Source organism: Intestinibacter sp., assembly GCF_034113885.1.
GTDB lineage: Bacteria > Bacillota > Clostridia > Peptostreptococcales > Peptostreptococcaceae > Intestinibacter.
Genome location: NZ_JAXEWM010000215.1, coordinates 1 through 6,979 on the forward strand (window position 1 = coordinate 1; position 6,979 = coordinate 6,979).

Genomic DNA, 6,979 nt, shown 5'->3' on the forward strand with positions numbered 1-6,979 from the left:
CTATTTCCTTTAGATAATTAGTCAAATCCTCGCTCATCTTTTTAGTCAAAGTCGTAATCAATACTCTTTCATTTTTTTCCACAACCTTGTTTATTTCTCCGACTAAATCATCTATTTGATTTTCTATCGGTCTGACTTCTATAATAGGATCAAGTAGACCTGTAGGTCTTATAATTTGCTGTGCTACTGTCGTCGAATGCTCTATTTCATAAGGTCCAGGAGTAGCAGAAACAAATAGAACTTGGTTTATATTTTCCTCAAATTCAGAGAAATTCAAAGGTCTATTGTCGTAAGCAGAAGGAAGTCTAAATCCGTTATCTATCAACGATTTTTTTCTAGATTGATCACCTGCATACATACCTCTAACCTGTGGTATTGTAACGTGTGATTCGTCCACTATCAATAGAAAATCATCTGGGAAGAAATTCATAAGAGTATACGGTTTTTCACCTGGTTTTCTGCCTGTAATATGTCTCGAATAGTTTTCTATCCCCTGGCAGAATCCCAATTCCTTAAGCATTTCTATGTCGTATTTTGTTCTCTGTTCTATTCTCTGTGCTTCAAGTAATTTATCATTATCTTTAAATTCTTGAATTACCTCTGCTAATTCCTTTTCTATAGACTTTATAGCCTCTTCAATTCTCTCTGGAGTTGTAACATAATGTGATGCAGGGAAAATAGCCGTATAGCTTCTCGTACCAATTATTTTACCTGTTACATAATCAATTTCTGTTATTCTATCTATTTCATCTCCAAAAAATTCTACTCTAATCGCTCTTTCATCGTTGCTTACAGGGAAAATTTCAACTACATCTCCCCTAACTCTAAATGTCCCTCTGACAAAATTAATGTCATTTCTCTCGTATTGTATCTCTACTAGCTTCTTGATAATATCATCTCTTTCAACCTGCATACCTACTCTTAGAGATAACATCAAATCCTTGTAATCCTTTGGATCCCCTATACCGTAAATACAAGATACAGAAGATACTATTATCGTATCCTTTCTCTCTAAAATCGATGCTGTAGCAGAATGACGTAATTTGTCGATTTCATCATTTATACTCGCATCCTTTTCTATATAAGTATCACTATGAGCTACATAGGCCTCTGGTTGATAATAATCATAATAACTGACAAAATATTCTACTGCATTATCAGGAAAAAATTCTTTAAATTCACTGTAAAGCTGAGCTGCCAATGTCTTATTATGAGCTAAAATAAGAGTTGGCTTTTTGACCTCTTGTATTATATTTGCCATAGTAAATGTTTTTCCTGAACCCGTAACACCTAATAAAGTCGAAAATTTTTCATCATGATTTATGGCGTTTACAATTTCTCTAATAGCCTCTGGTTGATCTCCAGTCGGTTTGAAGTCTGATTTTATTTTAAAATCCATAATATCACCTCGCCTCTCTCGAACATTAGTTCACCTTCCTCAATTATACCATAATATATATCACTGTATCCTAACTTTTAACTATTAAACTAAAAATATTTTACCCATAAAAAAATAGTTTAAATGCGTTTTTATAAAAAATTCGTCTATTAAAAAATATTTTATTTAAAAAAAATAAATTTTTTTCGATATAATTTTCAGATTTTTTACAATTTTATCCATTTATATATTATAATAGGTATGTAATATTTAGAAATTTTATAATTACTTCATATTACATTTTATTTTTATTTTTAAAATATATGTTTGCCTATATAGTATATACTGTATATTGCATAATTATATTTTTTAAACTTAAAATATAAATACATCTTATTTTTTATTTAGTATATTTTATTAATTTTAATTATTTCAAAATTGAAAAGGGGGATTTGTATGTGTGATTTCGTTTCACAAAACCAAAAATTATTTGATGAATTAGATAAATTAATCGATTCATTAGAAGTAGCTGATGAAAGTTCATTAATCTTTGTTCTTAAAGAAGCACAAGGAATTTTTGGATATCTACCAAAAGAAGTTCAACTTCACATAGCAAAAAGATTAGGTATTTCACCTGCTACTGTTTATGGTGTTGTTAGCTTTTACTCTTACTTCTCTGTAAATCCAATCGGAGAATACAAAATTAGTGTCTGTCTAGGTACAGTTTGCTTCGTTAAAGGCTCAGACAAAGTTATGGCTGAATTTGAAAAACAATTAGGAATTAAAAATGGCGAAACTACTGAAGATCTTAAATTCACTCTTGAAGGATTAAGATGTGTAGGTGCTTGTGGTTTAGCTCCTGTTGTTACTGTTAACGGTAAAGTTTACGGTCAAGTAACTGTTGACGATGTTTCAAAAATATTAGACAACTATAGAAATTTAGAATTAAGCTGTTAGGGAGGTAATATTGATGAAAAAATTAAATTCAATAGCTGAGTTAAAAGCTGCTGTCCAAGAATATAAACCTATTCTTAATTTAAGAGAAAATCATACTGAAGAAATACCAGATAAAAGAGATATATTAGTTTGCGGTGGTACTGGATGTACTTCTTCAGAAAGTTTAGTTATAATAGAAAATCTAAAAAATGAAATTAAAAAAGCTGGTTTAGAAGACCATGCTATGGTACATCTAACAGGATGCTTTGGATTCTGTGCAATGGGTCCAATAGTTAAAGTTTACCCTGATAACGTGTTCTACGTTCATGTAAAACCTGAAGATGCCGCTGAAATAGTTGAAAGTCATATAAAAAATAACCAAGTCGTTGAAAGATTATTATTCGCAGAACCAACTCTAGATTTCCAAAAAGTTAAAAGAGATAGCGATATGGAATTCTACAAAAAACAAGTTCGTATTGCTTTAAGAAACTGTGGACATATAAATCCAGAAGATATAACTGAATATATAGCAAATGATGGATATACTGCACTTGCTAAATGTCTATCTGAAATGACTCCTAAAGAAGTTATAGAAGAAATGAAAGCTTCTGGTTTAAGAGGTCGTGGTGGAGCTGGTTTCCCTACAGGAAGAAAATGGGAATCTGCTTCTAAAAACCCTGCTATAAACGGTAAAAAATTCATAGTATGTAACGCTGACGAAGGTGACCCAGGTGCATTCATGGATAGATCTTTACTTGAAGGTGACCCACACAGTGTATTAGAAGCTATGGCAATAGCAGGTTATGCTGTAGGTGCTGCAGAAGGATACATCTACATAAGAGCTGAATATCCTCTTGCAATAGATAGATTAAAAATAGCTATAGCTCAAGCTGAAGAAGCTGGAGTTTTAGGTGAAAATATATTAGGAACTGGATTTAACTTCAAAATAGAATTAAAATATGGTGCTGGTGCATTCGTTTGTGGTGAAGGTACTGCTCTTATAAATTCTATAGAAGGTAAACGTGGTGAACCAAGAATGAAAACATTCTCTTCTTCTCAACATGGTTTATGGCAAGCTCCAACTTCTGTAAACAACGTTGAAACTTTCGGAAACGTTCCTGCAATAATAAACAAAGGTGCTAAATGGTTCGCTTCTTTTGGTACTGAAGATTCTACTGGTACTAAAGTTTTCGCTTTAGGTGGAAAAATAAACAACGTTGGTCTTGTTGAAGTACCTATGGGAACTACTTTAAGAGAAATAGTTTACGATATCGGTGGAGGTATCCCTGGTGGAAAGAAATTCAAAGCTGTTCAAACAGGTGGTCCTTCTGGTGGATGTATATCAGAAAAAGATCTAGATACTCCAATAGATTTCAAATCATTAAGTGATATAGGATCTATGATGGGTTCTGGTGGTATGCTTGTTCTTGATGAAACTGACTGTATGGTTGACATAGCTAAATTCTTCCTTGAATTCACAGTTGATGAATCTTGTGGTAAATGTACACCATGTCGTATAGGTAACAAGAGATTACTTGAAATGTTAAACAAAATATGTGATGGAAAAGCTGAAGAAAAAGACTTAGATGACTTAAAAGACTTAGCTTTAACTATAAAGAATACTTCTTTATGTGGTCTTGGTAAATGTGCTCCAAACCCAGTACTTAGTACATTAGATTGTTTCTACGATGAATATTTAGCTCACGTTAAGGATAAAAAATGTCCTGCTGGTAAATGTCAATCTCTATTAAACTTCGTAATAACTGACAACTGTATAGGTTGTGGATTATGTAAGAAGAATTGTCCAGCTGATGCTATAACTGGTGAAAAGAAACAAAAACATGTTATTGATACTACTAAATGTCTAAAATGTGGTGCTTGTATGTCTAAATGTAAGAAAGACGCTATAGTAAAAATGTAGTATGCTCAATGTATAACGTGTAAAGTGCTTAAACAATAATTTTATTAAATTATTAAGGAGGAATTTATCAATGAACTTAGTTAACTTAACTATAAATGGTAAAGCTGTATCAGTTCCTGCTGGAACTAAGATATTAGATGCAGCAAAACAAGTAAATATAAAAATACCTAGTCTATGTAATATGAAAATAGAAGAAATTGGATTCGTAGACGACTGTGCTTCTTGCCGTGTTTGTATGGTAACTGCTGGAAACAAATTAGTACCTGCTTGTGGTACTATGGTTAGAGAAGGTATGGTAGTAAATACTAACAGCCCAGAAGCTTTAAGATATAGAAAAAACGTAGTTGAATTACTACTATCAGACCATCCACAAGATTGCTTCACTTGCGATAAATGTGGTACTTGTGAATTACAAAAACTTGCATCTGAAATGAACATAAGAGAAATCAGATTCAAAGGTGAAAAATCAACATTTAGACCTGACACTTCTTCTCTTCCAATAATAAAAGATACATCTAAATGTGTATTATGTAGAAGATGTGAAACTATGTGTAATAAAGTTCAAACTGTAGGTGCTCTTTCTGGTTTAAACCGTGGATTCAACACTATAGTTGGTACTTTCTTTGATCAAGACTTAGTTCATACAGATTGCGTATTCTGTGGACAATGTGTAAGTGTATGTCCAACTGATGCTTTAATAGAAAAAGATAACTCTAAAGAAGCTTGGGCTGCATTACAACAAACTGAAAAACCTGTTATAGTTCAAATAGCTCCAGCTGTAAGAGTTAGTATATGTGAAGAATTCGGACTAGATCCTGGTACTGTATCTACAGGTAAATTAATATCTGCTTTAAAACAATTAGGATTTGACTATGTATTCGATACTAACTTTGCTGCTGACTTAACTATAATGGAAGAAGCAAATGAATTTGTAGAAAGATTTACTAACGGTGGAAAATTACCAATACTTACTTCTTGTTGTCCATCTTGGGTTAGATTCTGTGAAACTCAATTCCCAGATTTAATTCCATATTTATCAACTTGTAAATCTCCACAAGGTATGTTCTCTTCAATGGCAAGATACTACTTTGCAGACAAAGTATTAGATAAAAAACCAGATGAAGTAATAATCGTATCTATAATGCCTTGTATAGCTAAAAAATACGAAATATCTAGAGAACAATTAAGTAAAGACGGTATACAAGACACTGATATATCATTATCTGTAAGAGAAATCGCTAGAATGATAAGAGAAGCTGGTATAGATCTAGTTCATATGCCTGAATCTCAATTCAATAGTCCTCTAGGAAACTCAACTGGTGCTGCTGATATATTCGGTGTTACTGGTGGTGTTCTAGAAGCTGCATTAAGAACTGCTTATACTGATATAACTAAGATGGAATTACCATTCAATGGTATAGATTTCGTAGAAGTTAGAGGATTTAAAGGTATAAAAGAAGCTACTATAAATATAGCTGGTAAAGATGTAAGAGTTGCTGCTGCTTCATCTTTAGGACATGCAAGAACATTAATGGAAGAATTAAGAGCAGATTTAGCTGCTGGTAGAGAACCTAAATACCAAGTTATAGAAATAATGGCTTGCCCAGGCGGATGTGTAGCTGGTGGTGGACAACCATTCCATCATGGAGATTATGAAAAAGTTAAAGCTAGAGGTGCTGCTTTATATGCAATAGACTCTAATAAAACTCAACGTAAATCTCATAAAAACCAAGATATCTTAACATTATATGCTAACTTCTTAGGTAAGAGAGGCGGACACGAAGCTCACGAATATCTACATACTTCTTATACTGATAAGAGTAACCCATATATGAATGAATAAGATGAATGAGATAGATAAATATTATAAATAATTTTATAAAGGATGATCGATTTACGGTCATCCTTTTTTATTTTATAAAAAAATATTTTTTTCAAAAATTTATACAATTTGCTATAATACTACTTTATAACATTGATTTCATCTATAAATATTCAATTTCTAGTTTACAATTTGTCGGATATTGTATATAATAGCAATTAACAAAACACAATAAAACATTTTAAAATATAACAAAACATAATAAAAAGTATTGTAATTATATAAAAAAAGTAGTATTATTATAATATAAGAAATATCCATAAGAAATATATCTTATAAATAACAATACTAACAATTTAGAATTAAAATAAATTATCTCAAAAGTATATAACTCTTAATAAGACTCCTTTAGTCCCCGTCTAATTGAGTCTCTTTTTTTATTTACAATAAAAAAAGACTACGTGGCTACGTCCTACTCTCCCAGGCGGTCACCCACCAAGTACCATCGGCGCTAAAGAGCTTAACTTCTGTGTTCGGAATGGGAACAGGTGTATCCTCTTTGCTATAATAACCACATAATCTTATTTGGAGCTGGTGATAGGAGTCGAACCTACAACCTGCTGATTACAAGTCAGCTGCTCTGCCATTGAGCCACACCAGCATATATATAAAAGCATAAAAATATTATTCTTATGCTATATTTCATATTAATATATTCTAAGTTTATTTAAAATCCATATTAACACTTTCAAAATTGCTAACATTTAATGAATGTATTATTCATTTGGTCAAGTCCTCGATCTATTAGTATCAGTAAGCTAAATACATTACTGCACTTACACCTCTGACCTATCAACCAGGTAGTCTTCCTGGGATCTTAACCTTGCGGTGGGAAATCTTATCTTGAAGTGGGCTTCGCGCT

4 protein-coding genes, 1 tRNA gene and 2 rRNA genes are annotated in these 6,979 nt (G+C 32.0%); 3 read left to right on the forward strand and 4 right to left on the reverse strand.

The window, feature by feature from the left end:
- Positions 1 to 1,399 (reverse strand): excinuclease ABC subunit UvrB (gene uvrB, locus SPD90_RS13055; protein WP_320925521.1); only part of this gene is annotated, 1,399 nt, incomplete at its 3' end.
- Between the two features lie 435 nt (positions 1,400 to 1,834).
- On the opposite strand from uvrB, the gene SPD90_RS13060 reads away from it, so the two are divergent.
- The 3 genes from SPD90_RS13060 (at position 1,835) to SPD90_RS13070 (ending at position 6,078) form a co-directional block, all read left to right on the forward strand.
- Complete coding sequence (locus SPD90_RS13060) at positions 1,835 to 2,335, forward strand: NADH-quinone oxidoreductase subunit NuoE family protein (RefSeq protein WP_320626782.1); 501 nt, start codon at positions 1,835 to 1,837, stop codon at positions 2,333 to 2,335.
- A gap of 13 nt (positions 2,336 to 2,348) precedes the next feature.
- Positions 2,349 to 4,235, forward strand: coding sequence for an NADH-quinone oxidoreductase subunit NuoF (locus SPD90_RS13065; protein WP_320925522.1), 1,887 nt, complete (start codon positions 2,349 to 2,351; stop codon positions 4,233 to 4,235).
- Positions 4,236 to 4,305: 70 nt separating this feature from the next.
- The gene (locus tag SPD90_RS13070; protein WP_320626780.1) at positions 4,306 to 6,078 is read left to right on the forward strand and encodes an NADH-dependent [FeFe] hydrogenase, group A6; all 1,773 of its coding nucleotides are present in this window, start codon (positions 4,306 to 4,308) and stop codon (positions 6,076 to 6,078) included.
- A 438-nt stretch (positions 6,079 to 6,516) separates the two neighbouring features.
- Here the strand turns inward: SPD90_RS13070 and rrf are convergent.
- The 3 genes from rrf to SPD90_RS13085 form a co-directional block, all read right to left on the reverse strand.
- Positions 6,517 to 6,633, reverse strand: a 5S ribosomal RNA gene (rrf, locus tag SPD90_RS13075).
- 10 nt (positions 6,634 to 6,643) lie between these two features.
- Positions 6,644 to 6,718, reverse strand: a tRNA-Thr gene (locus tag SPD90_RS13080).
- 123 nt (positions 6,719 to 6,841) lie between these two features.
- Positions 6,842 to 6,979 (reverse strand): 23S ribosomal RNA (locus tag SPD90_RS13085); the annotation flags it as partial.